Annotated in this window: 23 protein-coding genes and 1 tRNA gene; 21 read left to right on the top strand and 3 right to left on the bottom strand. The window is 50.3% G+C overall.

The window, feature by feature from the left end:
• Positions 1 to 12 precede the first annotated feature (12 nt).
• The 3 genes from IE090_RS08245 to IE090_RS08235 are packed head-to-tail and all read right to left on the bottom strand — an operon-like array spanning position 13 to position 2959.
• On the bottom strand, positions 13 to 1299 hold the full coding sequence (locus IE090_RS08245; protein WP_189387889.1) for a TRAP transporter large permease: 1287 nt from the start codon (positions 1297 to 1299) through the stop codon (positions 13 to 15).
• A gap of 36 nt (positions 1300 to 1335) precedes the next feature.
• The gene (locus IE090_RS08240; protein ID WP_189387888.1) at positions 1336 to 1896 is read right to left on the bottom strand and encodes a TRAP transporter small permease; all 561 of its coding nucleotides are present in this window, start codon (positions 1894 to 1896) and stop codon (positions 1336 to 1338) included.
• A 43-nt stretch (positions 1897 to 1939) separates the two neighbouring features.
• The gene (locus tag IE090_RS08235; protein ID WP_189387887.1) at positions 1940 to 2959 is read right to left on the bottom strand and encodes a TRAP transporter substrate-binding protein; all 1020 of its coding nucleotides are present in this window, start codon (positions 2957 to 2959) and stop codon (positions 1940 to 1942) included.
• 663 nt (positions 2960 to 3622) lie between these two features.
• On the opposite strand from IE090_RS08235, the gene IE090_RS08230 reads away from it, so the two are divergent.
• From IE090_RS08230 to IE090_RS08130, 21 genes are all read left to right on the top strand, one after another.
• Complete coding sequence (locus tag IE090_RS08230) at positions 3623 to 4783, top strand: methyl-accepting chemotaxis protein (RefSeq protein ID WP_189387886.1); 1161 nt, start codon at positions 3623 to 3625, stop codon at positions 4781 to 4783.
• A 15-nt stretch (positions 4784 to 4798) separates the two neighbouring features.
• Positions 4799 to 5167 (top strand): response regulator, encoded by a 369-nt coding sequence (locus tag IE090_RS08225; protein WP_189387885.1) that lies wholly within the window; start codon positions 4799 to 4801, stop codon positions 5165 to 5167.
• A 7-nt stretch (positions 5168 to 5174) separates the two neighbouring features.
• The gene (locus IE090_RS08220; RefSeq protein ID WP_189387884.1) at positions 5175 to 5480 is read left to right on the top strand and encodes an STAS domain-containing protein; all 306 of its coding nucleotides are present in this window, start codon (positions 5175 to 5177) and stop codon (positions 5478 to 5480) included.
• A complete protein-coding gene (locus tag IE090_RS08215; protein ID WP_189387883.1) occupies positions 5477 to 7588 on the top strand; it encodes a chemotaxis protein CheA in 2112 nt (703 codons plus the stop codon). The genes IE090_RS08220 and IE090_RS08215 overlap by 4 nt, the downstream gene beginning before the upstream one ends.
• A 29-nt stretch (positions 7589 to 7617) precedes the next feature.
• Complete coding sequence (locus IE090_RS08210; RefSeq protein WP_189387882.1) at positions 7618 to 8130, top strand: chemotaxis protein CheW; 513 nt, start codon at positions 7618 to 7620, stop codon at positions 8128 to 8130.
• Positions 8131 to 8215: 85 nt separating this feature from the next.
• Positions 8216 to 10150 (top strand): methyl-accepting chemotaxis protein, encoded by a 1935-nt coding sequence (locus tag IE090_RS08205; RefSeq protein ID WP_229815592.1) that lies wholly within the window; start codon positions 8216 to 8218, stop codon positions 10148 to 10150.
• A complete protein-coding gene (locus IE090_RS08200) occupies positions 10128 to 10640 on the top strand; it encodes a chemotaxis protein CheW (protein WP_189387881.1) in 513 nt (170 codons plus the stop codon). Before IE090_RS08205 ends, IE090_RS08200 begins: the two co-directional genes overlap by 23 nt.
• On the top strand, positions 10637 to 11467 hold the full coding sequence (locus IE090_RS08195) for a CheR family methyltransferase (RefSeq protein ID WP_189387880.1): 831 nt from the start codon (positions 10637 to 10639) through the stop codon (positions 11465 to 11467). Before IE090_RS08200 ends, IE090_RS08195 begins: the two co-directional genes overlap by 4 nt.
• Positions 11464 to 12033 carry a chemotaxis protein CheD gene (locus tag IE090_RS08190; protein ID WP_189387879.1) on the top strand — a complete coding sequence of 190 codons (570 nt, stop codon included), beginning with the start codon at positions 11464 to 11466 and terminating at the stop codon, positions 12031 to 12033. The genes IE090_RS08195 and IE090_RS08190 overlap by 4 nt, the downstream gene beginning before the upstream one ends.
• Before the next feature lies 1 nt (position 12034).
• Positions 12035 to 13087: a protein-glutamate methylesterase/protein-glutamine glutaminase gene (locus tag IE090_RS08185; RefSeq protein ID WP_189387878.1), complete on the top strand. Its 1053-nt coding sequence runs from the start codon at positions 12035 to 12037 to the stop codon at positions 13085 to 13087.
• A gap of 147 nt (positions 13088 to 13234) precedes the next feature.
• Positions 13235 to 15166 carry a threonine--tRNA ligase gene (gene thrS, locus IE090_RS08180; RefSeq protein WP_189387877.1) on the top strand — a complete coding sequence of 644 codons (1932 nt, stop codon included), beginning with the start codon at positions 13235 to 13237 and terminating at the stop codon, positions 15164 to 15166.
• Positions 15163 to 15708 (top strand): translation initiation factor IF-3, encoded by a 546-nt coding sequence (gene infC / locus IE090_RS08175; RefSeq protein WP_189388046.1) that lies wholly within the window; start codon positions 15163 to 15165, stop codon positions 15706 to 15708. Before thrS ends, infC begins: the two co-directional genes overlap by 4 nt.
• Positions 15709 to 15855: 147 nt before the next feature.
• On the top strand, positions 15856 to 16050 hold the full coding sequence (rpmI, locus tag IE090_RS08170; protein WP_189387876.1) for a 50S ribosomal protein L35: 195 nt from the start codon (positions 15856 to 15858) through the stop codon (positions 16048 to 16050).
• 22 nt (positions 16051 to 16072) lie between these two features.
• Entirely contained in the window at positions 16073 to 16426 is a 354-nt protein-coding gene (gene rplT, locus IE090_RS08165) for a 50S ribosomal protein L20 (RefSeq protein ID WP_094060517.1), read from the top strand.
• Between the two features lie 139 nt (positions 16427 to 16565).
• Positions 16566 to 17570 carry a phenylalanine--tRNA ligase subunit alpha gene (pheS, locus tag IE090_RS08160; RefSeq protein ID WP_189387875.1) on the top strand — a complete coding sequence of 335 codons (1005 nt, stop codon included), beginning with the start codon at positions 16566 to 16568 and terminating at the stop codon, positions 17568 to 17570.
• A 15-nt stretch (positions 17571 to 17585) separates the two neighbouring features.
• Positions 17586 to 19961: a phenylalanine--tRNA ligase subunit beta gene (gene pheT / locus IE090_RS08155; RefSeq protein ID WP_189387874.1), complete on the top strand. Its 2376-nt coding sequence runs from the start codon at positions 17586 to 17588 to the stop codon at positions 19959 to 19961.
• 1 nt (position 19962) lies between these two features.
• Entirely contained in the window at positions 19963 to 20271 is a 309-nt protein-coding gene (ihfA, locus tag IE090_RS08150; RefSeq protein ID WP_189387873.1) for an integration host factor subunit alpha, read from the top strand.
• A complete protein-coding gene (locus IE090_RS08145; protein WP_189387872.1) occupies positions 20246 to 20602 on the top strand; it encodes a MerR family transcriptional regulator in 357 nt (118 codons plus the stop codon). Before ihfA ends, IE090_RS08145 begins: the two co-directional genes overlap by 26 nt.
• A 94-nt stretch (positions 20603 to 20696) precedes the next feature.
• Positions 20697 to 20773 (top strand) — tRNA-Pro (locus IE090_RS08140).
• Between the two features lie 369 nt (positions 20774 to 21142).
• Positions 21143 to 21757 carry a hypothetical protein gene (locus tag IE090_RS08135; protein ID WP_189387871.1) on the top strand — a complete coding sequence of 205 codons (615 nt, stop codon included), beginning with the start codon at positions 21143 to 21145 and terminating at the stop codon, positions 21755 to 21757.
• 153 nt (positions 21758 to 21910) lie between these two features.
• Positions 21911 to 22915, top strand: a complete 1005-nt coding sequence (locus IE090_RS08130) for a transposase (RefSeq protein ID WP_189387870.1) — start codon at positions 21911 to 21913, stop codon at positions 22913 to 22915.
• Positions 22916 to 23966: the final 1051 nt, after the last annotated feature.

Raw genomic sequence — 23966 nt, 5'->3', positions numbered from 1 at the left:
CGTCAGTGGGGATTATTCCGCGAACGCAAGGTCGCGTAAGAATAAGGCAATGTCAGGGAAGATAATCAGCAAGGTGGCGGCCGTTAGCAGCATTAAAATAAACGGCAATGTACCGCGAATGACTTCCCAATAAGGGCGTTTGAAAATGGCGATGGCGGTAAAGATATCGCAGCCAAACGGCGGGGTGGCAGAGCCAATGGCGACCTGCAGGGTAATGATAATGCCAACGTGTACCGGATCTAGGTTGGTAGCAGCAATGGCGGGCGCAAAAATCGGCGTCAATACCAAGATCACCACAATCGGGTCGACAAACATGCAGGCGATAAAGAAAGAAATCGAAATCGCTGCCAACACGCCCATGGGGCCCATTTGATCTATGCCGACGGCATCTAAGATGGTTTGCGGTACCTGCGCAAACGAAATAATCCAGGAGAACCCATTGCCCACACCGACCAGAATAAACACCACGGCGGTGATTAAACCGGTGGATTTAGCGATGGCACTGAAGTCTTTTAACTTCAGGGAGCGGAAGACCACAAACTCTAAAATGGCCGCATAAAGCACGCACACGGCAGCGGCTTCGGTGGGGCTGAACACACCGCCATAAATACCACCGACAATAATCACCGGGAACATTAACGGCCACAGCGCTTCTTGGGTCGCTTGTAAGCGTTCCTTCCAGCTGGCTTTTTCTTCGGTGGGAACATTGTTGACCGTGGCGTAGATCAAGCAATAAATCGAAAACATCAACAAAATCATCAGGCCAGGACCTATGCCTGCGATAAACAGCTCGGCAATGGAGGTCTCAGAGATGACGCCATAAATAATCATGCCAATGCTGGGGGGGATCAAAAAGGCAATGTCGCTGGCGTTAATAATCAAGGCCAATGAAAACGGATCAGAATAGCCAGCGCGCAGCAACTTGGGGCGCAGGGCGGAGCCAACGGCAACGACGGTGGCCTGAGTTGAGCCAGAAACCGCACCAAACAATGTGCAGGAGGTGGCCGTGCTGATGGCTAAGCCGCCGCGAATGTGGCCTATGTAGGTCATCACCATATGGATCAAACGGTTGGCAGATTGACCGCGAGTCATGATATCGGCGGCCAAAATAAACATGGGAACGGCAATGAGTGATGCTGGACGAATACCGCCCAACACCTGCTGGATAAAAGTATCCATTTGGCCAATGCCGTCGAACATCAAATAAAAGCCGGTTAAAGATGCGGCAATCAGCGGAATCATCATTGGGAAGCCGACCAGCAGCAACACAATCATGATAAGCATTAAAATAGTGGCCATAAAATTCAGGTCCAGCTAAGTAAGGTAGGCAAAAGATCAGGAGTCGTTGCTGTAGCCATCGGTGACTCCGGTGGAAAGGTAAACATCATCGGCGGTGAGGTTTTTAATCGCCGTCATGGTGTATTGCACGCCGGTCACGGCAAACCCCATGGGCACCCAAATATAGATCCACCAAATGGGAAAGCCCAGTGCCGGTAAAATTCGACCGCGTTCATAAGTGCTCATCACATATTCAAACGATAAATACGCGAGAAAATACATAACACCAGCGGTCAAAATCACGATGGCGGTCATTACAATTTTGCGGCCAAGCTTGGGTAATAAATCGTACAGTGCTGACATGCGAATATGACGGCCATGGCGAGCGGCATAGCCCATGCCTGCAAACGTGATCAAGATGATCAGGATGCGATTGATTTCACCGGAAAAAAACAGGCCCTCACCGAATACAAAGCGTGCCACAACGTTAACGCATGTATTCAGGGCCATCAGCAAGACGCCTGCTGCCAAGGCAAAGGCTTCGAACTTGCTGATCAGAGTATCGATCCAACCGAGTGGCCCCGGCAGATCGGATTGATAGTGAGACTGATCGTTCATAATAGCAAGGGCTAGGTGGGCATCAGAGCCCACCCTGCTCACATTACTGAGAGGCCTTTAAGTCCGCTTTAAACTGTTGCAGCAGCTGCTTGCCGCTCTCGCCAGTCATTTCATAAAAGGTCTTCTCAACCTGAGGAGCGCGATCGCGGAATGCTTGAATTTGCTTGTCGCTCAGGCGGGTGACGGTAACGTCATCACTGGCCGCTTTAATCTTTTCTAGCGATGCCTCGGCCAAACCATCGATGTGCTCAATGGTCTCGTTAAAGGCATACTCTGCGGCATCACGAATCATTTGTTGCTCGTCAGCAGAGAGGCCATCAAAAAACTCTTTGTTGGCCATGGATGCCGTTGTGAACCAGCCGTGACCCGTGAAAATCAGGTTGGGGGATACTTCATACAAGCCGCCTGACTCGATCCAGAAAATCGGGTTTTCTTGGCCTTGAATCATGTTGGTTTGCAGCGCGCCGTACACTTCACCCCAAGGCAGTGGTACGGGCGTCGCACCAAAGGCCTCATAGGTTGACGACAGTAATGGGTTGGTCATGACGCGAATTTTTTTGCCATTAAAGCCAGCCGGTGTGGTAACGGGCTCATCGGCAGTGACCACCATTTCACCCTCTGGGTACATTTTTAGCAGCTCTAGCCCTTTTTCAGCATACAGCTTAGGGAAGTCTTCATTTATAGCCTTGCTGGTGCGGAAAAACTCAACCACCGGCTTCATTTCGGTCGGCATCAGGTAGGGAATAAAAAAGATTTGAGCTTCGGGGATTAATGACCCAGTGAAACCGGGTGACTGGTTAACAAACTGTAAGATACCGGCTTGAGTTTGCTCCATGATGTCGTCTGATTCACCTAGCTCGCCAAAGCGGTAGATTTTTAGCGTATGGTCGGAGTTTTCTTCTATATATTCCTTGAACTTGTGCGCGTAAACATCCTGTACATCGCCTTCATACTCTTCGTGGGCGTAACGCCAAGTGTCGGCAAATGCAGTGGAAGTCAGGCCGAGTGCAGTGGTTAGGCTGGCAACCACCGCCAGCTGTTTCAGTCGTGCAGAAATGGACATCGTGTCCTCCGTAATCATTGACGCTACTGCCAAGGTTGGCAGTGCCTAGCTTTGTGGAAACCATCAAGCCGATGGCTTGATTTTTCCCCCGAAAAAAAGCATCCCAATAAATCAGGACGTAGTATGAGCTGTATCAGCATGACAAAAGCCTGACGTAGGTGCAACCGCTGGTCAGGCCACTAAAAAAGCAGTGTTATGAACATAGGTGCCGATTTCACTGGCGTTGGCGACATCACAGCCAGTCGATTTGACAAGGTGGGACCATTAAGTTTGGCGTGTTTGGCTGCATTTATGTCACGGGGGTCTATTTTATTCGCAGTGAGCTTCTTTATGTACAGCGTGCTTCGATCCCAAAGCATGCAAACTTCCGATTCACTCACGGATGGATGATTTAACCGGCGCGCGTTAAACGCTGATAGCATCATCAGCTTAGATGCACTGGATGGGGCGGTTCGATACTAGGATGGATACGATCAATAAGGTACTCGTAACATCAGTAACACAGAAGTATGTCAGCACGGTAAAGCACTGATACTTTCTTCTGATTTGTGGTTGGCGGATTTAGTCGACTTTTCCATCGGCTGTCTAGTCTCACAGGAGAAAAAGGAGCCGGATTGATGGTGTTCTTCTGGCTGTATCGACTTCCTAAGAGACATTGATGTCATGTCGCAGTTATACCGTTACATGTGGCTGTTCCCGCTCGCTATCCTTGTCTTGGCATTTGTGGCGACCAGTCTCCTCTCCACTTCGTTGGCTTGGTCCCTAGTCTTTGCTGTTGCCGTCTCTGCAGCACTGTGGAGCTGGTCCCAGCAGCGCCAGCAGCAAGTGCAGCAACAGCTGCATCAGCAAGAGGAGCAGCAACAACAGCAGCAACAGCAGGCGGGTGCTGAGCTGGCCCATCAACTCGGTGATTTATGGGTGGATGTGACGCCTGTGTGGCGTCGGCACATAGATGGATGTCGTGATCTGGGCAATGAATCAGTCGAGGCGCTATCAGCTCGCTTTAGCCAACTCGTCAACCTAATTCATGAGTCGCAGAACAATTACGCTGAGCAAGGCCACAGCTCGGCGTCGCTAGAGCGTGATAAACAACAACTCAAGCAATTATTCGATCGCTTGCGCAGCTACGAAGATACCTCGGATGACTTGTTCGAAAAAATCTCTTTGTTAGAGGGGTTTGCCAACGACTTGGATCAAATGGCGGCCTCGGTGGCCAGCATCGCTGATCAAACCAATATGTTGGCATTGAATGCTGCTATCGAGGCGGCTCGTGCTGGCGACAACGGACGTGGTTTTGCAGTGGTGGCGACTGAGGTGCGGAGTTTGTCGCAGCAGTCTGGCGAGGCAGGTGATCAGATAGCTGGAAAAATTTCCATTTTGAAAAAAAGCATGTCGGAAATCACTGAAAGTGCCCGAGAAACCCAAGAGCGAGAAGATGAAACTCTGCGCGAAAGCGAAACCTTCATCAATGATCTGGTGGCCAGTCTTGAAGCGCGAGCGCAGCAGCTAATGAACCAAGGCCAGGCGCTAATGACATTGAATGAGCAGGTACGTGAAGAAATCGAGCAGGTCATTGTAGAGCTGCAGTTTCAGGATCGTGTTAGCCAAATACTGGATCAGGTCACTTTGAGTATGACAGAGCTGGAGCAGGAGGTTGCGGGCGTTTTGACCCAATATCGGCAGCAAGGCGAAGTCCGTGCCATTCACAGTGCGGCGATTCTGGAACGCATGAAAACTCAGTACACCACAGTTGAGCAGCATCATCACCATAGCGATCAGCAGTTGGAAGAAACCGCTGCCGGTGGCTCTGTTAATTTTTTCTGATCTTGGAAGGGCGATATGTCAAAAACCATTATGGTTGTGGATGACTCTGCTTCAATCCGACAAGTTGTGCGCATCGCGCTCAATGGTGCGGGTTATAACGTGATCGAGGCATCTGATGGTAAAGACGCACTGGGTAAGTTGACCGGCGATAAAATCCACTTGGTGATTAGTGATGTCAACATGCCCAATATGGATGGTATTTCGTTTGTTAAAGAGCTTAAAAAGCATCCTAGATATAAGTTCACCCCCGTGATCATGCTCACGACAGAGGCGGGTAAAGATAAGATGGCAGAAGGCAAGGCTGCTGGAGCTAAAGCGTGGGTAGTAAAGCCGTTCCAGCCCCCGCAAATGCTGGATGCTGTATCCAAACTGATCTTGCCGTGAGGTGCCCATGGAAGAGGATGGTAAAAAGTACATTAAGCTAGACAGTGAGCTAACTATCTACACGGCTGCAGAACAGCGAGATCAGTGTTTGCCCCTGTCTTCTGGGTGTCGCGAGCTAATACTGGATGCCAGCGCTTTACAGGAAGTCGACGGTGCCGGTGTACAGCTACTGTTACTGATCGCTAGAGAGTGTCACGAGCAAGACATTCGTTGCGCCCTAGTACAGCCACCTGAAGTATTAAAGAACATTGTTGCGTTACTTCGCTTAGACGATATCTGCTGGTTCGAAACACAGGTGGGAGAAGCAGCATGACAGAGTTAACGGATACCTTTCTGCAGGAGTCGCTGGAGTTACTCGAGCAGATGGAAGAAGCCTTGCTAGCAATAGAGGAGCAGGGTCAGGATGATGAGCTCATCAATAGTATCTTTCGATCAATACACACCATTAAAGGTGCCGCAGGTATTTTCGGTTATGCCGAAATTGTTGGTTTCACCCACCCAGTTGAAACTGTATTGGATGCTGTCCGCCATCATCAGCGGGCGCTAGATGAAGACTTGAGCAGCCTATTACTGCAGTGTAAGGACCATTTGCTAGAGCTAACTCAGGCAACGGTTGCTGGGGTGGCATCGACGGAGTTGATACGCCAGGGTGATGAAATCCTCGGTCAGATGACGTCCGTTGAAAGCTGGACTCAGCCACACACAGATAATGAAGAAGAAACGCCTTTGCCCGAGGCGGAGCGTCAATGGCTCATTAGCTTGCGCTTTCGCCAGGATGCTTTTCGCAATGGCATTGATGCCGTGTCGTTTATTCGTTACCTAGAGGAAAAAGGCCGCATAGTTGATGTACTAACCTTGCAGCATCTGATACCTGCCAGCAGTGATTATGATCCTGAGTCTTGCTTCTTGGGCTTTGATATCCTTTTTGAAGGCAATGTGAGTAAGCAGTCCTTATTTAGCGTATTTGAGTTTGCTGAAGACGATTGTGAAATTTGTATACTGCCGCCTGCCAATGTTGAGCGTGAATTTATTGAAAAACTTTCCCAGATGAACTCAGATCACCTCGATCGCCTAGGAGAAATGCTGGTTAATGTTGGGGCTTTAACTCGGCATGAGGTCGAAAGTGCGCTGGGAAAACAACAGCAAAACGAGGAAAAGCTGGGTGAAATACTGATCAAGGAAAAGGCCGCCAGTCCTGCCACAGTATCAGCAGCGTTGAATAAGCAAACCGAAAATAAAGCCAAGCTGTCAGCGGAGAGTCGTTTAATTCGTGTGGACTCAGAAAAACTTGGGCGTTTAATCAATTTGGTAGGCGAGATGGTGATCTCCAACGCTGCCATACGATTGCGAGTAGAGCAAGATGGATTAACCCAACTCAATGACTCAGTAACTGCAGCCGAGCAGCTAGTTGAAGACATTCGTGATACGGCGCTGCAGCTACGAATGGTGCAAATCGGCGATACCTTTTCTCGTTTTCGTCGAGTGGTGCGCGATGTTAGTAAAGATTTGGGTAAAAAAATCGAGCTACAAATCAGTGGTGGTGATACAGAGTTAGACAAAACCGTGGTTGAAAAGATCACAGACCCTTTAACTCATCTGGTACGTAACTCGCTAGATCATGGTATTGAAGTGCCATCGCAGCGTTTGGCTAATGGCAAACCTGAGACGGGTATTTTGCTACTGAATGCCTATCATGATTCTGGTCATGTTGTCATTGAGATCGAAGATGATGGTGCGGGTCTGGATCTCGATAAGCTGCATGCCAAAGCCATCCAAAATGGTCTGGTACGCGAAGATCAAGAGTTAAATCATAAAGAGCTGAGCCAATTGATTTTTGCTCCGGGTTTATCAACCAAAGATCAGGCCAGTAATTTATCAGGTCGCGGCGTGGGTATGGATGTTGTGCGGCGTAACATTGAGGAGCTGCGTGGCAGTATTGACTTGGCAACTGAGTCCGGTAGTGGCACTAAAATTACCATTCGTTTGCCACTCACTCTCGCCATTATTGACGGCTTTATGGTTGGAGCCAATAACGAGCGTTACGTTATTCCGTTAGCTATGGTGGAAGAGTGTGTCGAAATGTCGAGCGATGACTGGCATGTGGAAGAGGACCGTCAATATATTAACCTACGCGGTGAGGTCTTGCCCTATATTCGCCTGGCCAGCTTCCTTCGAGTACCAGGTGAGTCGCGCCATGATCGTGAAAGCTTGGTCGTTGTACGAATAGGTAATGAGCGAGCAGGTTTTGTTGTGGATTCCCTCTATGGTGAGTTGCAAACCGTCATTAAGCCTTTGGGGACAATATTCCGTAATTTTAATGGTATTAGTGGTTCAACCGTTTTGGGCAGCGGGGAAGTCGCACTAATACTGGACGTGCAAGGGTTAGTTAACTCTGCTCATGCACAAATGACCATGCACTAATCATATTGGGCAGAAACGGCGGAGTTCCTATGGTAGCAACACATCGTTTTCAGTACCTCACATTTTATTGTGGCCGAGAATTGTTTGGGTTGTCCGTAGACGCGGTTAAACAAATCATCGAGCCGGATGAAATGACGCGAATCCCAGGGGCTGCTTCCTATATTCGTGGTGTTATAGAAGTGGATGATGATGTCATACCTATTGTTGATTTGCCGATGAAAGTAGGTGCGCCAGTGCAAGAGCAGGGGGTGCGACGTAGTTGTGTAGTATTGGCTAAAGTGGCTTTGGATGACGCCGAAGCAACGATCGGTCTATGGGTGACCGAAGTACGTGAAATCGTTGAGGTGGATGTTGATGATATCCGTACCGCTCCTCATGTGCATGATGTCAATACTGATCGCGATTGCGTCAGTGCACTGGCTCATACTGACCAAGGCTTGTTGGTATTAATTGATGCCGGCGAAATTCTAACAATGGATGAGGTGCTGAGTAGCCAGCAACTGAGTTCGGTGGCAGATGTTGGTTCATCTGCCAGTATTTAATTGACACATAAATCACTGCTCTTGCAGGTCAAGGTTAAGAGCATGAGCGCCGTTGAGTAGTCGGTTCATACAGGGAGAAACAAAGATGTTCAAGAAGTTAAACCTGACGATGCAGATTAGCCTTAGCTACTCAGTGGTGGTGGCATTGCTATTGGTCGTTTCTATTGTGGCCTATTTAGGGCTGAGTGCGGCAGTTTCAGGGTTTCGTGATTATCGCAATCTTGCTATCGATTCCAATACAGCTGGGCGAGTGCAGGCCAATATGGTGCTAGCACGTATCCATGCTATGCAATACTTGATGAACCCAACGCAAGAAGCAAAGAACGGCTTTGAAGAGCGCTTTGCCATAATGAATGAGGTGCTGGACGTTGCCGTCGCGGAAATCAAGCATCCAAGCCGCGTAGAAAATATAAAACTGGTACACAGTGAGGTTGGTAATTATCAGAAGTCTTTTGAAGGGGTTGTCAGTCAGGAGCTTGCAGAGAGCGCTCTGTTGCAATCGACCTTGCGACCTTTGGGTGGGCAGCTGGTTGAAATTGCCGATAATATCTATGACCTTGCTTATCAGACCCAAAACTATCAGGAAATCAATCTCGCCAGCCAGGTTCGCTCATCTCTTTATGATGCCAGGCTGTATGGGAATATGTTTTTGGCCAGTGAAAACATCAGCCAAATGGACCAGGCCATAGGCGTCCTTGATGGCGAGTTGACACAGGCCCTGACGAACTATCAAAGCTCGCCAACTACAAGCGTCATCAAAGCCGAGCTCAATAACTTTTCTCGGTCTTTACAGAGCTATACGGCTGGAATGAAGCAGTTACGCCAAATAACTATTGATAAAGCGGAGATGGTCAAAGAAATGAACCGCATCGGGCCTATTGTGGCCCAGGCAACCGAAGATGTGAAACTGTCAGTGATAGAAGATCAAAAGACTCTCGGTGCCAAGGTTGAGTCGGGCAATGCTGGCACTATTAATATGGTGGTTTGGGTCTCGGTTGCTTCAGTGTTGCTGGCTGTTTTCTTATCTTGGGTGCTGATCCGAATTATCAAAAAGCCATTGGGCGGCGAGCCATCCGAAATGGCGCATATTACTTCGCAAGTAGCGGATGGTAATTTACAAGTCGAGTTTAATAATCGAGATAATGCAACGGGTGTGTATAGCCATATGATTAATATGGTTGAGCGTCTAACTGGCGTCATCCAACAGGTGCGTAGTGGTGCCGACGGTTTGGCCAGTGCCGCCAATGAACTGAATGCTTCAGCGCAGACGATTTCACAAGGGGCAACGGAGCAAGCGTCCAGCGTCGAGGAGACCAGTGCCTCGGTCGAGCAGCTGCATGCATCTGTGCGCCAAAATGCAGAAAATGCTCGTGTGACTGATCAGATGGCAACTAAAGCCGCAGCTGAAGCGGAAAAAGGTGGGCAGGCTGTCACCAGAACCGTTGCAGCAATGAAAGACATCGCCGATAAAATCGGCTTGATCGAGGACATAGCCTACAAAACCAATTTGTTATCACTGAATGCAGCGATTGAGGCTGCCCGTGCCGGTGAGCATGGCAAAGGCTTTACTGTAGTAGCGGCTGAAGTGCGTAAGCTGGCAGAAAACAGTCGAATTACGGCGCAGGAAATCAATGAGCTGGCTACCAGCAGCGTATCTATTGCGGAAGAAGCAGGACAGTTGCTAGAGGCCATAGTACCAAGTATTCAGAAAACGGCCGACTTAGTACAAGAAATTACTGCTTCCTCAGAAGAGCAAGCCTCTGGCATAGACCAGATCAATAGTGCTATGTCGCAGTTGGATAAGGCGACCCAACAAAATGCCTCGTCCTCTGAAGAATTAGCAGCAACTGCAGAAGAGTTGTCAGGCCAAGCTGAGGCATTGCAACAAGCCGTTGCCTTCTTCTCGCTCTCGGGAAGTGGTTCAGGCCCCGCCCAGTTAGAAAAAAGCAAGTCAGTCGTCAACGGAAGCCAGCCAAGCAAAAACGAGCAACCAGATTATGGCGAATTCAAACGTTATTAATGATGAACTGCCAGAACAGGTACCTCAGGCGCTGAATAACCAGTACCTGACGTTTATAGTTCACGGTAAGCGCTATGCCATTAGTATTCTTGAGGTGAAAGAGATTATAGAGGTCAGTAGTATGACCCGGGTGCCGATGGCGGCCAATGCTGTACGTGGTGTTATCAATTTGCGGGGTAATGTGGCTCCGGTAATTGATTTGAATCAGAGGTTGAAAAATACACCAACGATGGTCGGACGGCGTAGCGTCATTTTAGTGGTAGAGCAGTATGACCAACAAGAAAGAGAGCTGTTTGGTATGTTGGCGGACGGCGTTAGTGAAATTGTTGAGATTAATGACAATGAAATTCAAGAGGCCCCAGACTTCGGTGTTGGTATTCGGCAAGAGTTTATTGAGCGTATGGCTCGCATCGGTGATGACTTTATTGTTTTGCTGAGTCTAGGGCGCTTATTGGATGCAGAAGAGCTAGCGCAGCGGGAGGCCTCGTGACACCGCCTGCGCTGGATCAGATTTCTGATGCTGCATTTGCCGGTATCGCACGCTTACTGTATCAAACGGCGGGTATTCAGCTGAGCGAACATAAAAAAACCATGATGGTGACACGCCTACGTAAGCGCTTGTTGCATCTAGAGCTGGACTCTTTTGATGCATATTTACGCTACCTAAAGCAGGGGGACAAGCAAGAACTGCAATACATGCTTGATTTGATGTCTACCAATGAAACCTACTTTTTTCGCGAGGCTGAGCATTTTAAAGTATTGGCGCAGGAACTTAGAAGTCAGCCGCGCAAGCATTGGCGCATCTGGTGTGCGGCGCTGTCGTCCGGTGAAGAAGCCTTTACGATTGGTATGCTAGCCCAAGATATTTTAGGCAGTGATAACTGGTCTTTGGTAGGAACAGACATCAGTTCGCGTATGGTGGAAAAAGCTCGGCGCGCTATATACCCTGAGTCCATGCTGGAGAAAATACCTGAGTATTATCGTAAACACTTTTGTCTGCGCGGCAGTGGTGAGTACAGCGGGTTTTTTACGTTTATCCCTGCCATTCGCAGCGCCATCGATTGCCGCTTGATGAATCTAACCAAGCCGCTGGCTGGTATCGGGCCGTTCGATATTGTGTTTATCCGTAATGTGTTGATTTATTTCGATGCGGATACCAAAGCGCAAGTGATTACACGGATGTTGCCCTTAATCAGCAAAGGCGGGCTAATTGTTACGGGTCATTCTGAATCCTTGTTCGGTGTCAGTGAGCATTTGCATACTGTGCAGCCCTCGGTTTATCGGTATTTGCCTAATGAACAAATGGCGAGTGTATGACCACGCTACAGGTGAGCCCTGGTGAATATCGGGTCAGTGACCAGCACTCGGTTGTATTGAAAACCTTGTTGGGCTCTTGCGTGGCTGTCTGTTTGTATGACGATACCTCTCATGTGTTTGGCATGAATCACTTTTTACTCGCCAGTGATAAGTATCGGCAAAATTCTCCTATCAGTGGGCGTTACGGCATTCATGCGATGGAGTTATTAATCAACGCTATGTTAAAGCGCGGCGCTGAGCGTCGCAGGCTAAAAGCCAAAGTATTTGGAGGGGCCAATGTGCTAGGGAAAATTGGCTCTGGTCATTTTAATATCGGTCAGGCGAACTCAGAATTTGCCCTGCATTTTTTACAGCAGGAGAGCATTCCCATTGTTGCTCGTGATGTGGGTGGCGAGTACGGCCGCAATGTGCTGTTTGATGGTCAGGATATGGGGGTCTACGTTCAACTCATTGATGGTCGCCAGCAAACCCGCTCTTTGGCAGAGGTAGAAAGCCATTGGCTCAAACAACAGCAACAGCAGCAAGAGCAAGAGCCCGCCGGTGCCGTTGTATTCTGGGATGATTGATGTGAACAATATTGATGTTTTTATTGTTGATGATTCGGCGGTGGTGCGTCAGGTGTTGACGGAAGTTCTGAACAGTTGCGCCGGTATCCGTGTGATCGGCAGCGCTGCCGATCCGATTTTTGCGCAGAAAAAAATGGCGAGCCAATGGCCAGATGTGATTGTGTTGGATATCGAAATGCCACGTATGGATGGCATTACTTTTATGCGCAAACTGATGGCAGAACATCCGACGCCAGTGGTGATTTGTTCAACCTTAACCGAACGTGGTGCCACCACCACCATGCAAGCCATGTCAGCCGGTGCGGTAGATATTATTACCAAGCCCAAAACTGGGCTGAAAGGCTTTTTGCAAGAATCCCGAACGCAATTGATGGACGCCATAAAAGGCGCTGCCGCAGCCAGACCTAGGGTTGCGGTTAAAGCAACTGCGCCTGCTCAGCATACGCCGCATACCCCAGTACCTGCACCGCTGCACGAAACTACCGACCGAGTGATTGCACTCGGCACATCGACAGGCGGGACGCAAGCGCTAGAGCATGTATTAACCGCCTTGCCGATGGGCTGCCCAGGCATCGTCGTGGTGCAACATATGCCAGCGCAGTTCACGCGCGCATTCGCTGAACGTCTCGACGGTTTGTGTAAGGTGAGGGTGAAAGAAGCTGAAGCCGGCGATCGAGTGGTTCCTGGTCAGGTATTAATTGCCCCAGGTGGTTTACACATGACCTTAGTGCGCAGCGGCGCACAGTACCGGGTTGAGGTGAAAGACGGGCCTCTGGTCTCGCGTCATCGTCCCTCGGTGGATGTGTTATTTCGCTCGGTGGCCCACGCGGCGGGTAAAAACGCGCTGGGAGTAATCATGACCGGCATGGGCGATGACGGCGCTCGCGGCTTGCTGGAGATGTATCAAGCTGGCGCTTTGACACTGGGGCAAGACGAAGCCAGTTGCGTGGTGTATGGCATGCCCAAAGAAGCGATGCGCATGGGGGCGGTTATGCATCAGTTGCCACTGCAAGACATCGCCGCTGCCATCTGCCGCCCACAATCATATGTATGAGTCACTTATAAGCGCTGTGTAAAGACAGGCACGGTATTCCTTTGTGGCAATAGCTCTGGTTTACACGCTTGAGCTCTGTCGGTAGAGTGAGCGGCTTTTACACTCACGTGGCCTGTCGTAGGGGCCACCACTGACAAGGACATGATTATGCCTGTTATTACTCTTCCCGACGGTTCCAAACGCGAATTCGACCAACCCGTTACCTTGCTGCAAGTAGCAGAAGACATTGGCCCTGGTTTGGCTAAAGCAACGGTGTGCGGTCGTATTAATGGTCAATTAGTGGATGCATGTGAGCTGATTAGTCACGACGCTGACGTCACATTGATTACCGGCCGCGACCAGGAAGGTCTGGAAGTGATTCGCCACTCCTTTGCGCACTTGGTCGGCCATGCTGTTAAGCAATTATTCCCGTCCGCTAAAATGGCCATTGGCCCAGTGATCGACGACGGCTTTTATTACGACATTGATTTTGAGCGTCCTTTTACCCCAGAAGATGTGGCGGTGATTGAGAAGCGTGTTAAAGAGCTGATCAAAAAAGATTACGACGTCATCAAGAAAATGACGCCGATTAAAGAAGCGCGCCGTATTTTTGTTGATCGCGACGAAGGCTACAAAGTCGAATTGATCGACAACCTGATTAGCCAGGGTGAAACCGAAGTCGGTCTGTATCATCACGAAGAATACGTCGATATGTGTCGCGGGCCGCACGTGCCGAACACTCGCGTTATGCGCGTGTTTAAATTGATGCGCGTTTCGGGTGCTTACTGGCGTGGTGATGCCAATAACCAACAGCTGCAGCGTATTTACGGCACGGCTTGGAATGACAAGAAAGACCAGAAAGCCTACCTGACTCGTCTGGAAGAGGCAGAAAAGCGCGATCACCGTAAGCTGGCCAAGCAGCTGGACTTGTTCCACTTGCAAGAAGAAGCACCCGGCATGGTGTTCTGGCACCCGAATGGTTGGACCATTTACCAAGTGCTTGAGCAGTACATGCGTAAAGTCCAAAACGGCGCTGGCTATAAAGAAATCAAAACACCTCAGGTGGTGGATCGCACCCTGTGGGAGAAGTCCGGTCACTGGGAACACTATGCCGATCACATGTTTGTGACCGAGTCAGAGAAGCGCACCTACGCGGTAAAGCCGATGAACTGCCCGGCGCACATTCAGGTATTTAACCAGGGTCTTAAGAGCTATCGTGATCTGCCTTTGCGCTTAGCCGAGTTTGGTTGCTGTCACCGTAACGAGCCATCGGGTGCTTTGCATGGCATCATGCGTGTGCGTGGCTTTACCCAGGATGACGCGCATATCTTCGTGACCGAAGATCAGATGCGCAAAGAAGCATCCGACTTTATTAAGCTGACGCTGGACGTCTACAAAGACTTTGGCTTTGACGATGTTGAAATGAAGCTGTCGACGCGCCCAGAAGGTCGTATTGGCGAAGAGCATCTGTGGGACAAAGCCGAAGCCGCCTTGGAAGATGCGCTTAATGATGCTGGCCTGAACTGGGAGCTGCAGCCGGGTGAAGGCGCCTTCTATGGCCCCAAAATCGAATTCTCGCTGCGTGATTGTTTGAATCGCGTTTGGCAGTGCGGCACCTTGCAGCTGGATTTCATGCTGCCTGAGCGCCTCGGTGCCCAGTACGTGGCGGAAGATGGCGAGCGCAAGCATCCTGTCATGTTGCATCGTGCTATTTTGGGGTCGTTCGAGCGCTTTGTTGGTATATTGATTGAGCACTATGCGGGTGCGATGCCGCCATGGTTGGCACCGAAGCAAGTGTCCGTCCTGAATATCACAGATAATCAGGCACAATATTGCGCCGATTTGGCGGATCGACTCAATTCTCTTGGTTTTCGTGCCGATGCGGACTTGAGAAACGAGAAGATCGGCTTTAAAATCCGCGAGCACACTTTACACAAGGTTCCCTTCCTTCTAGTGGTCGGGGATAAAGAAGTCGAAGCAAACACCGTAGCCGTGCGTACCCGTAGCGGAGAAGATCTTGGCGTCATGGGCGTCGATGACTTCATGGCGAAGCTAGAACATGCCATCGCGCAGCGCGGACGGTTTGGAATGGAGAACTGATCATCAGACGCGACAACAAAAAAGGTGCGCGCGAGCCCCGCGCCGCCATCAATGACAATATTCGTGCAACAGAAGTACGTTTGATCGGCGCAGACGGTAACCAAGTAGGTGTCGTCAGCATCGATGAGGCTCTTGAGGCGGCAGCTGAGGCAGAGCTGGATCTGGTACAAATTTCAGACGGTGATCCCATCGTTTGTAAGGTGATGGACTACGGCAAGAAGCTCTACGAAGAGAAGAAGCAGAAAGCCGAAGCCAAAAAGCGCCAGCACCAGGTTCAGATCAAAGAGATCAAGTTCCGTCCAGGAACAGAAGAAGGTGACTACCAGATCAAACTGCGTAACCTGACTCGCTTCTTGGAAGAAGGTAACAAAGCCAAGGTATCTCTGCGTTTTCGCGGCCGCGAAATGGCGCACCAGAACATTGGTATGGAATTGATGAAACGTGTTGAGGCTGATTTAGAAGAGCTTGGCACGGTGGAGCAGCGCCCGAAGATGGAAGGCCGTCAAATGGTGATGGTCATTGCTCCAAGCAAGAAGAAGTAATCCGGTCTTCAAATGAATGCCCAAGCCCCGGTTAGCCCCGGGGTTTGTGCTTTCTACCGGTTGCTGGGAAGGCAACGCCTTCTCTGTTATGGCAGACGTTGTACAGGTCTTAGTTTCTGTACGCGTCACAACTGTGGAGTTCATACAATGCCTAAGATCAAAACTAAGAGTGGCGCAGCTAAGCGCTTCAAAAAGACTGCGAACGGTTTCAAGCACCGTCAGGCTCACCGTAGCCACATCCTGACCAAAAAGAGCACTAAGCGTAAGCGTCACCTGCGTCCTATGTTGCAGGTTCATGGCTCTGATAAGGCACTGGTAGCACGCATGCTGCCTAACCTTTAATTTATTGTTCAGGAGATAACTAATGGCTCGTGTAAAACGTGGTGTGATCGCTCGTCGTCGTCACAAAAAAATTCTGAAGCAAGCTAAAGGTTACTATGGCGCTCGTAGCCGTGTATTCCGTGTAGCTAAGCAAGCGGTTATTAAAGCTGGTCAATACGCCTACCGTGACCGTCGTCAGCGTAAGCGTCAGTTCCGTCAGCTGTGGATCGCTCGTATCAATGCGGGTGCCCGTCAGAATGGCCTGTCTTACAGCAAGTTTATCAACGGCCTGAAAAAAGCCGCTGTTGAAATTGACCGTAAAGTTCTGGCTGATCTGGCAGTGAACGAAAAAGCAGCGTTTGCGGCTTTGGTTGAAAAAGCCAAGTCCAGCCTGTAAGCGGTTAACCGGTTAATCCGGTCCCGAAACAGCAGCCATTCAGGTGGTTGCTGACGGAATAGGGGAGTGGCGAAGGTGAACAACCTGAGGCATTCCCCTATTTTTTTGTCGAAATCGAAGTTAACGATGGAACACAACGATGGAAAACCTTGAGGCCCTGACACAACAAGCCCTCGCTGCGGTTGAGCAGTCAGGCGACGTCGCCGCACTGGATCAGGTTCGGGTCCAGTTTCTTGGCAAAAAAGGCGAAATTACCGGTCTGATGAAAAATCTCGGCTCGGTCGCGCCCGAAGATCGTCCTAAGGTCGGGGCTGTGATTAATGCCGCCAAGACCCAAGTGCAGGACGCGATTAACGCACGTCGTGAAGCGCTGGAAAGTGCTGCCATGAATGCCAGGCTGGCTGCTGAAACAATCGACGTGACCCTGCCTGGTCGTGCTATGCAAGAAGGCGGTTTGCACCCGGTCACGCGCACACTTGAGCGTATTGAAAGCTTTTTTGCTGGCGCTGGTTATCAGGTTGCCGAAGGCCCTGAAGTGGAAGACGACTTCCACAATTTTGAGGCGCTGAATATTCCATCGCACCATCCTGCTCGTGCGATGCACGATACCTTTTATTTTGATGCAGGCAGTCTGCTGCGCACGCACACCTCGCCGGTACAAATTCGCACCATGGAGGTACAACAGCCGCCGATTCGCATTATTTGCCCTGGGCGTGTTTACCGCTGCGATTACGACCAAACCCATTCGCCCATGTTCCATCAGGTGGAAGGTTTGCTGGTCGATAAAGACATCAGCTTTGCCGATTTAAAAGGCACGCTGGAGCAGTTTATGAGCGCCTTTTTTGAACGTGACGTTAAAGTGCGTTTGCGTCCATCGTATTTCCCATTTACTGAGCCATCCGCCGAAATTGATATCGAGTGGATTGTGGAAACGCCGGAAGGCACTAAACACGGTTGGCTCGAAATTGGCGGTTGCGGCATGGTGCATCCAAATGTGTTTAAACACGTTGGCATCGATCCCGATGTATACAGCGGTTTTGCTTTTGGTATGGGCGTCGAGCGCATGGCGATGTTGCGCTATGGCGTTAATGATTTGCGTCTGTTTTTTGAAAACGACTTACGTTTCCTGCAGCAATTCCGTTAATACGAGGCTTCACACATGAAATTCAGCGAACAGTGGTTGCGCGAGTGGGTGCAGCCTGACATTTCCACCCAAGAACTGGTGGATCAAGTAACCATGGCCGGTCTAGAGGTTGACGATGTCGAGCCGGTGGCGGGCGAATTTAGCGGCGTGGTGGTCGGTGAGGTGCTTACCCGTGAACAGCACCCCGACGCTGATAAGCTTAGCTTATGTCAGGTCAGCGACGGCCAAGAAACCTTCCAGATTGTTTGTGGCGCGCCCAATGTGCGTGTTGGTCTGAAAATTCCGTTTGCCAAGCTGGGCGCGGTACTGCCAGGCAACTTTAAAATTAAAAAAGCCAAGCTACGTGGTGTTGAATCGTTCGGCATGCTCTGCGCTGAAGCTGAACTGGGTCTGTCAGAAGCCAGTGATGGCTTGATGGAACTACCAGCCGACGCACCGGTAGGCGAAGATTTCCGTGCCTATATGGACTTGGACGATCAAATCATTGATGTCGATCTAACCCCTAACCGTGGCGATTGCTTAAGCATTGCCGGTTTGGCTCGTGAAGTCGGTGTGTTAAACCGCGTTGCCGTGCAAGGTCCAGCTATTGAGCCCGTGGCGCCGGTGATCGACGACAAGCCTAACATCGACGTGCAAGCCAGCGCTGGCTGCCCGCGCTATGTGGGTCGTATTGTGCGCGGCGTTAACGTGAGCGCTGAAACGCCTTTGTGGATGGTAGAAAAGCTGCGTCGTGGTGGCATTCGCTCCATCGACCCCGTCGTCGACATCACCAACTATGTGCTGCTCGAGCTGGGTCAGCCGATGCATGCCTTCGACCTGAATCAGTTAGACGGCGGTATTCGCGTGCGCATGGCGGCGGATCAGGAAAAACTGACTCTGCTGGATGGCCAAGAAATCACCCTTAGCAGCGATACCCTGGTCATTGCCGATCACAGCAAGGCGCTCGCCATGGCTGGTGTTATGGGCGGTGAGCAATCGGGCGTAACGGAAGCCACGCAAGACCTGCTGCTGGAAGCGGCGTTTTTTAACCCGATTACCATTGCCGGTAAAGCGCGCGCTCACGGTTTGCACACCGATTCATCGCATCGTTTTGAGCGCGGTGTAGACTCCGAGCTGGCACGTACCGCCATGGAGCGGGCGACTCAACTGGTATTAGATATATGCGGCGGTCAGCCTGGCCCGATAGAGGAAGTGGTAAGCGAGGCGGATCTGCCAAAAGCCGCCACCATCGAGCTGCGTCGTTCACGTATCGAAAAGATTCTTGGCCTCAGTATGGCCGATAGCGACGTGCAAGATATTCTTGAGCGTTTGGGCATGCAGGTCACCGCCACCGAACAGGGCTGGCAAGCCGTGGCACCGAGCTATCGCTTTGACATGGCCATTGAAGCTGACCTGATCGAAGAGTTAGCGCGTATTTACGGTTACAACCGTTTGCCTGTGCGTGTACCGCAAGCGGCTACGCCGTTGGCACAAGCGCCGGAAGCCAAAATGCCGATGGCCGACATTCGCCGCCAGCTGATTTCGCGCGGTTATCAAGAAGCAATTACTTACAGCTTTGTTGATACCAAAGTGCAAAAGGTATTGGCGCCAAGTATTGAGCCGTTGGCGTTGCTGAACCCTATTTCTAACGATATGGCGGTGATGCGCACGACTTTATGGGCGGGCTTGCTGGGTGCGGTTGAGCACAATATGAAGCGTCAGCAGCCGCGCATACGTTTGTTCGAAACCGGCTTGCGCTTTGAGCCAGGCAACGATGGCTTGCAGCAAATTCCGACCTTGGCCATGGTGGTAGCGGGCAATCGCCAACCTCAAGGTTGGAGCAACAACGCTGACAATGTCGACTTTTTCGACATCAAGGGCGATCTGGAAAGCGTACTGCAGCGCAGTGGCTTGCTGGCAGATTACCGCTTTGTTGCCGCTGAGCATGATGCTTTGCACCCGGGTCAGTGTGCTCGCATCGAAAAAGATGGCAAATCCGTCGGCTGGATTGGCGCCCTGCATCCACAAGCGCAAAAGGCCCTCGATCTGAAGCACGCGGTATATCTGGTTGAAATTGACCTCGATGCCGTACAGCAACGTCGCGTACCGGCCTTTGGAGAGCTGTCTAAGTTCCCTGAAATGCGTCGTGATTTGGCCCTGGTTGTGTCGCAAGCGGTGGCGGTGGACGATGTCTTCAGTGCGATTCGCTCGGTAGCGGGAGAATATTTGACCAACCTCACATTGTTTGACGTCTATGTGGGCAAAGGCATTGATCCTGATAGAAAAAGTCTGGCCTTAGGCTTGACCTGGCAGCATCCTTCACGCACTCTAACTGACGAAGAAGTGAACGATTCGGTTGATGCCGTACTCGCTCACCTCAAAGAGAGTGTAGGAGCAACGCTGAGGGGCTAGCATGACGGCTCTGACCAAAGCAGAACTGGCAGAAAAACTGTTCGAGGATCTTGGTCTTAACAAACGCGAAGCGAAAGACATGGTGGATCTCTTCTTTGATGAGATCCGCGACAGTCTTAGCCGTAATGAACAGGTGAAGTTGTCGGGTTTCGGCAACTTCGACCTACGTGATAAGCGTCAAAGACCAGGCCGCAACCCCAAAACTGGCGAAGAAATTCCTATTTCTGCGCGCCGGGTAGTGACCTTTAAACCAGGTCAAAAACTTAAAGTTCGAGTCGAAGCCTATGCTGGAACCGACTCACAACAATGAACTCCCTCTCATCCCAGCCAAGCGCTATTTTACCATTGGTGAAGTCAGCGAGCTGTGTGCTGTAAAACCCCATGTTTTAAGGTATTGGGAGCAGGAATTTCCGCAATTAAGCCCGGTTAAACGCCGCGGCAATCGTCGTTATTATCAGCGCCAAGACGTCATTTTGGTGCGTGAAATTCGTAATTTACTCTATCAAGAAGGCTACACCATTGGTGGTGCACGTCAGCGCCTAGAAGAGGGCGACTCGCAAGCCGTGGCCATGGATCAAGCCTTGATCAAAAATATGATCAATGAGCTGAAAGAGTTGGCGGTGCTGCTCCAGCCAGACTGATGATTTCTACATTATCACCGGTGTAACAAAAAACTTTAACTTTTCAGTCACTTAGGTATACTAGCCAGCGCTTGGACAAAGTGCCGAGCTGAGTCGGGATGTAGCGCAGCCTGGTAGCGCACCTGTATGGGGTGCAGGTGGTCGGAGGTTCAAATCCTCTCATCCCGACCAAATTTCCCTTTTTTCAATGACCTAGAATTCCTTCCTAAGCCATCTATCAGCAAAACAAGCCTTAGCGAATAAGCCGACGAATATACAGTATGTAATTCTGTACAGTCTTCATCGTGTTGCTTTAATAACTTCTGGCTTTCTGTCGTACACGGCCATCTTTTTACTGCGATGACGGGACAGTCGGCGAACAGTCAGGACACCCACCCTAACCTGACACTTCAATGAAGAACGACAAACAGTCAGGACATCCATCTTAAGCCAGAACAGTCGGGAAACAGTCGGGACATCCATTCTAACTTGACACTTCAATGGCAATCGGCTCCGCAGCAGCTAGGCTGATTTCAGCTGCTGCAGAGCCGGAGTGCCATTATGCCCAAGCCCAGAAAACAGCAAGTCTCTTTGGAGGCGACACCCTATTATCATTGCGTATCACGCTGTGTGCGGCGGGCTTTTCTGTGTGGTACGGATCATATGACTGGCCAATGCTACGAGCATCGCCGTGGTTGGCTGGAAGACAAGTTACTGGCTTTGCCGCATGTATTTGCCGTTGAAGTGGCGGCCTATGCCATTATGAGCAACCATTACCACGTTGTTTTATTTATTGATGCTGAGCGCGCCTACCACTGGAGCGACACGGAAGTCATTGAGCGCTGGCACACGCTATTTAGTGGCAATATGCTGTCTCAGCGCTTTATAAACGGTGACGAGCTGGGCGTTGCTGAGCAAAAGCGACTGCAAATGTATGTGGAAGAGTGGCGCTCACGGTTATCTAGCATCAGCTGGTTTATGCGGGTGCTGAACGAGGCCATTGCGCGAGAAGCCAATCAGGAAGACCAGTGCACTGGCCGCTTCTGGGAAGGTCGTTTTAAATCCCAGGCACTCTTAGATGAGAAAAGAGTCAGGACATCCAAGAGAACAGTCAAGAACAGTCAGGACATCCACCCAGAGAACAGTCAGGACATCCACCCTAAGCTGTCATGTTAGTGGTAGCCTGCTCCGCAGCGGCTAGGCTGATGTCAGCTGCTGCAGGAAACAGTCGGAAACAGTCGGGACATCCATTCTAACCTGACACTCCAATGGTAATCGGCTCCACAGCGGCTAGGCTCGTATTAGTTGCTCTAGAGTCGGAGTGCCATTATGCCCAAGCCCAGAAAACAGCAAGTCTCTTTGGAGGCGACACCCTATTATCATTGCGTATCACGCTGTGTGCGGCGGGCGTTTTTGTGTGGCACAGATCACAACACCGGCCAGTGCTACGAACATCGCCGTGGTTGGCTGGAAAACAAGTTACTGGCTTTGCCGCATGTATTTGCCGTTGAAGTGGCGGCCTATGCCATTATGAGCAACCATTACCACGTTGTTTTATTTATTGATGCTGAGCGCGCCCATCACTGGAGCGACACGGAAGTCATTGAGCGCTGGCACACGCTATTTAGTGGCAATATGCTGTCTCAGCGCTTTATAAACGGTGACGAGCTGGGCGTTGCTGAGCAAAAGCGACTGCAAATGTATGTGGAAGAGTGGCGCTCACGGTTATCTAGCATCAGCTGGTTTATGCGGGTGCTGAATGAGGCCATTGCGCGAGAGACCAATCAGGAAGATCAGTGCACTGGCCGTTTCTGGGAGGGCCGGTTTAAATCCCAGGCATTACTGGATGAAGCAGCACTGGCTGCGTGCATGGCCTATGTCGACCTTAACCCGGTGCGGGCAAATATGGCAGCCACGCCCGAAGCATCCGCGCACACCTCGGTGAAGCGGCGCATAGAAAAAGCAAAAACGAGCAAGCAGCCCAACCATCCTAAGCAACAACCCAAGGAATTATTACCCTTCGTTGGCAACCCTCGGCAAAATATACCGCTGGGCATTCAAATGAAGCTGATGGATTACCTCGAACTGGTCGACTGGACTGGCCGCATTATTCGTCACGATAAACGCGGCGCCATTGCTAAAAATACGGCGGCCATTCTCGATCGCTTAGGCATTGATGAGCAGCAATGGTTAGAAATGACCCAGCATTTTGAAGACTGTTTTAAAACCTTTGCCGGCGGTGAAGAAAAATTACGCCAAGCCTGTGAAACACTGAATTATCAGCGTCCGCCTGGACTCAGTCGCTGCCGTTCATTGCTCGATCGATCCGCGTAATAGCATCTTGTAACTGTTCAACATAGTCAGAGAAATCTGAAGCTACTCAGCGCCCCAATTACCGCCTCTCGTTGAAAAACTCATCAAAAGTGCTTTGAAAAGCAGTCCTGTTCGGAAGGTTCTCATGTTCGCTGTTGGCAAGAAGAGGCCGTCTAAAACTCGAGCCTGTTTAGGTTGAACCTATGTGATACTGACCCTTGGGATGGATGTCCTAGTTGACTCTCATCAATCCGCGTAATAGCATCTTGTAACTGTTCAACATAATCAGAGAAATCTGAAGCTACTCAGCGCCCAATTACCGCCTCTCATTGAAAAGCTCATCAAAAGTGCTTTGAAAAGCAGTTCTGTTCGGAAGGTTCTCATGCTCGCTGTTGGCAGAAAGAGGCCGTCTAAAACTCGAGCCTGTTTAGGTTGAACCTATGTGATACTGACCCTTGGGATGGATGTCCTAGTTGACTACTCGATCAATCCGCGTAATAGCATCTTGTAACTGTTCAACATAATCAGAGAAATCTGAAGCTACTCAGCGCCCCAATTACCGCCTCTCGTTGAAAAGCTCATCAAAAGTGCTTTGAAAAGCAGTTCTGTTCGGAAGGTTCTCATGCTCGCTGTTGGCAGGAGGAGGCCGTCTTAAACTCGAGCCTGTTTAGGTTGAACCTATGTGATGCTGACCCTTGGGATGGATGTCCTAGTTGAATCTTCCTAGTTGAATTCGCTAGTTGAATTCGCCCTGCAGGAAGATTGAAAGTAGGTTGGCAATGGCACGTTTGCTGTTGCTAAAGGTGGGCTTGCTCATATCGTGATCTCGTGGTGTGAGTGATAGAGCAGCAGGGTAAGGCCTGGTAGGTGAATTCAATGTAAATCCACGGGGAGCGATGGGACAGACACCTTCTAGCTAGCATCGCTATGTATTGGCCGATATTGCCTAGGCGATTACATAATAAGAAGAAAAGCTCAGATCATATTGCACAGTATGCGATAGCCGCTGAGAGTCTGTCTGGGGGAGTTGGCGTAGAGCAGATATCGACACAACGATTGCCATACTTAGTTC

It is taken from the genome of Bacterioplanes sanyensis, from assembly GCF_014652515.1.
GTDB lineage: Bacteria > Pseudomonadota > Gammaproteobacteria > Pseudomonadales > Oceanobacteraceae > Bacterioplanes > Bacterioplanes sanyensis.
The sequence above is the reverse complement of the archived record's forward strand: the minus strand, read 5'-3'. Positions and strand labels throughout refer to the sequence as shown.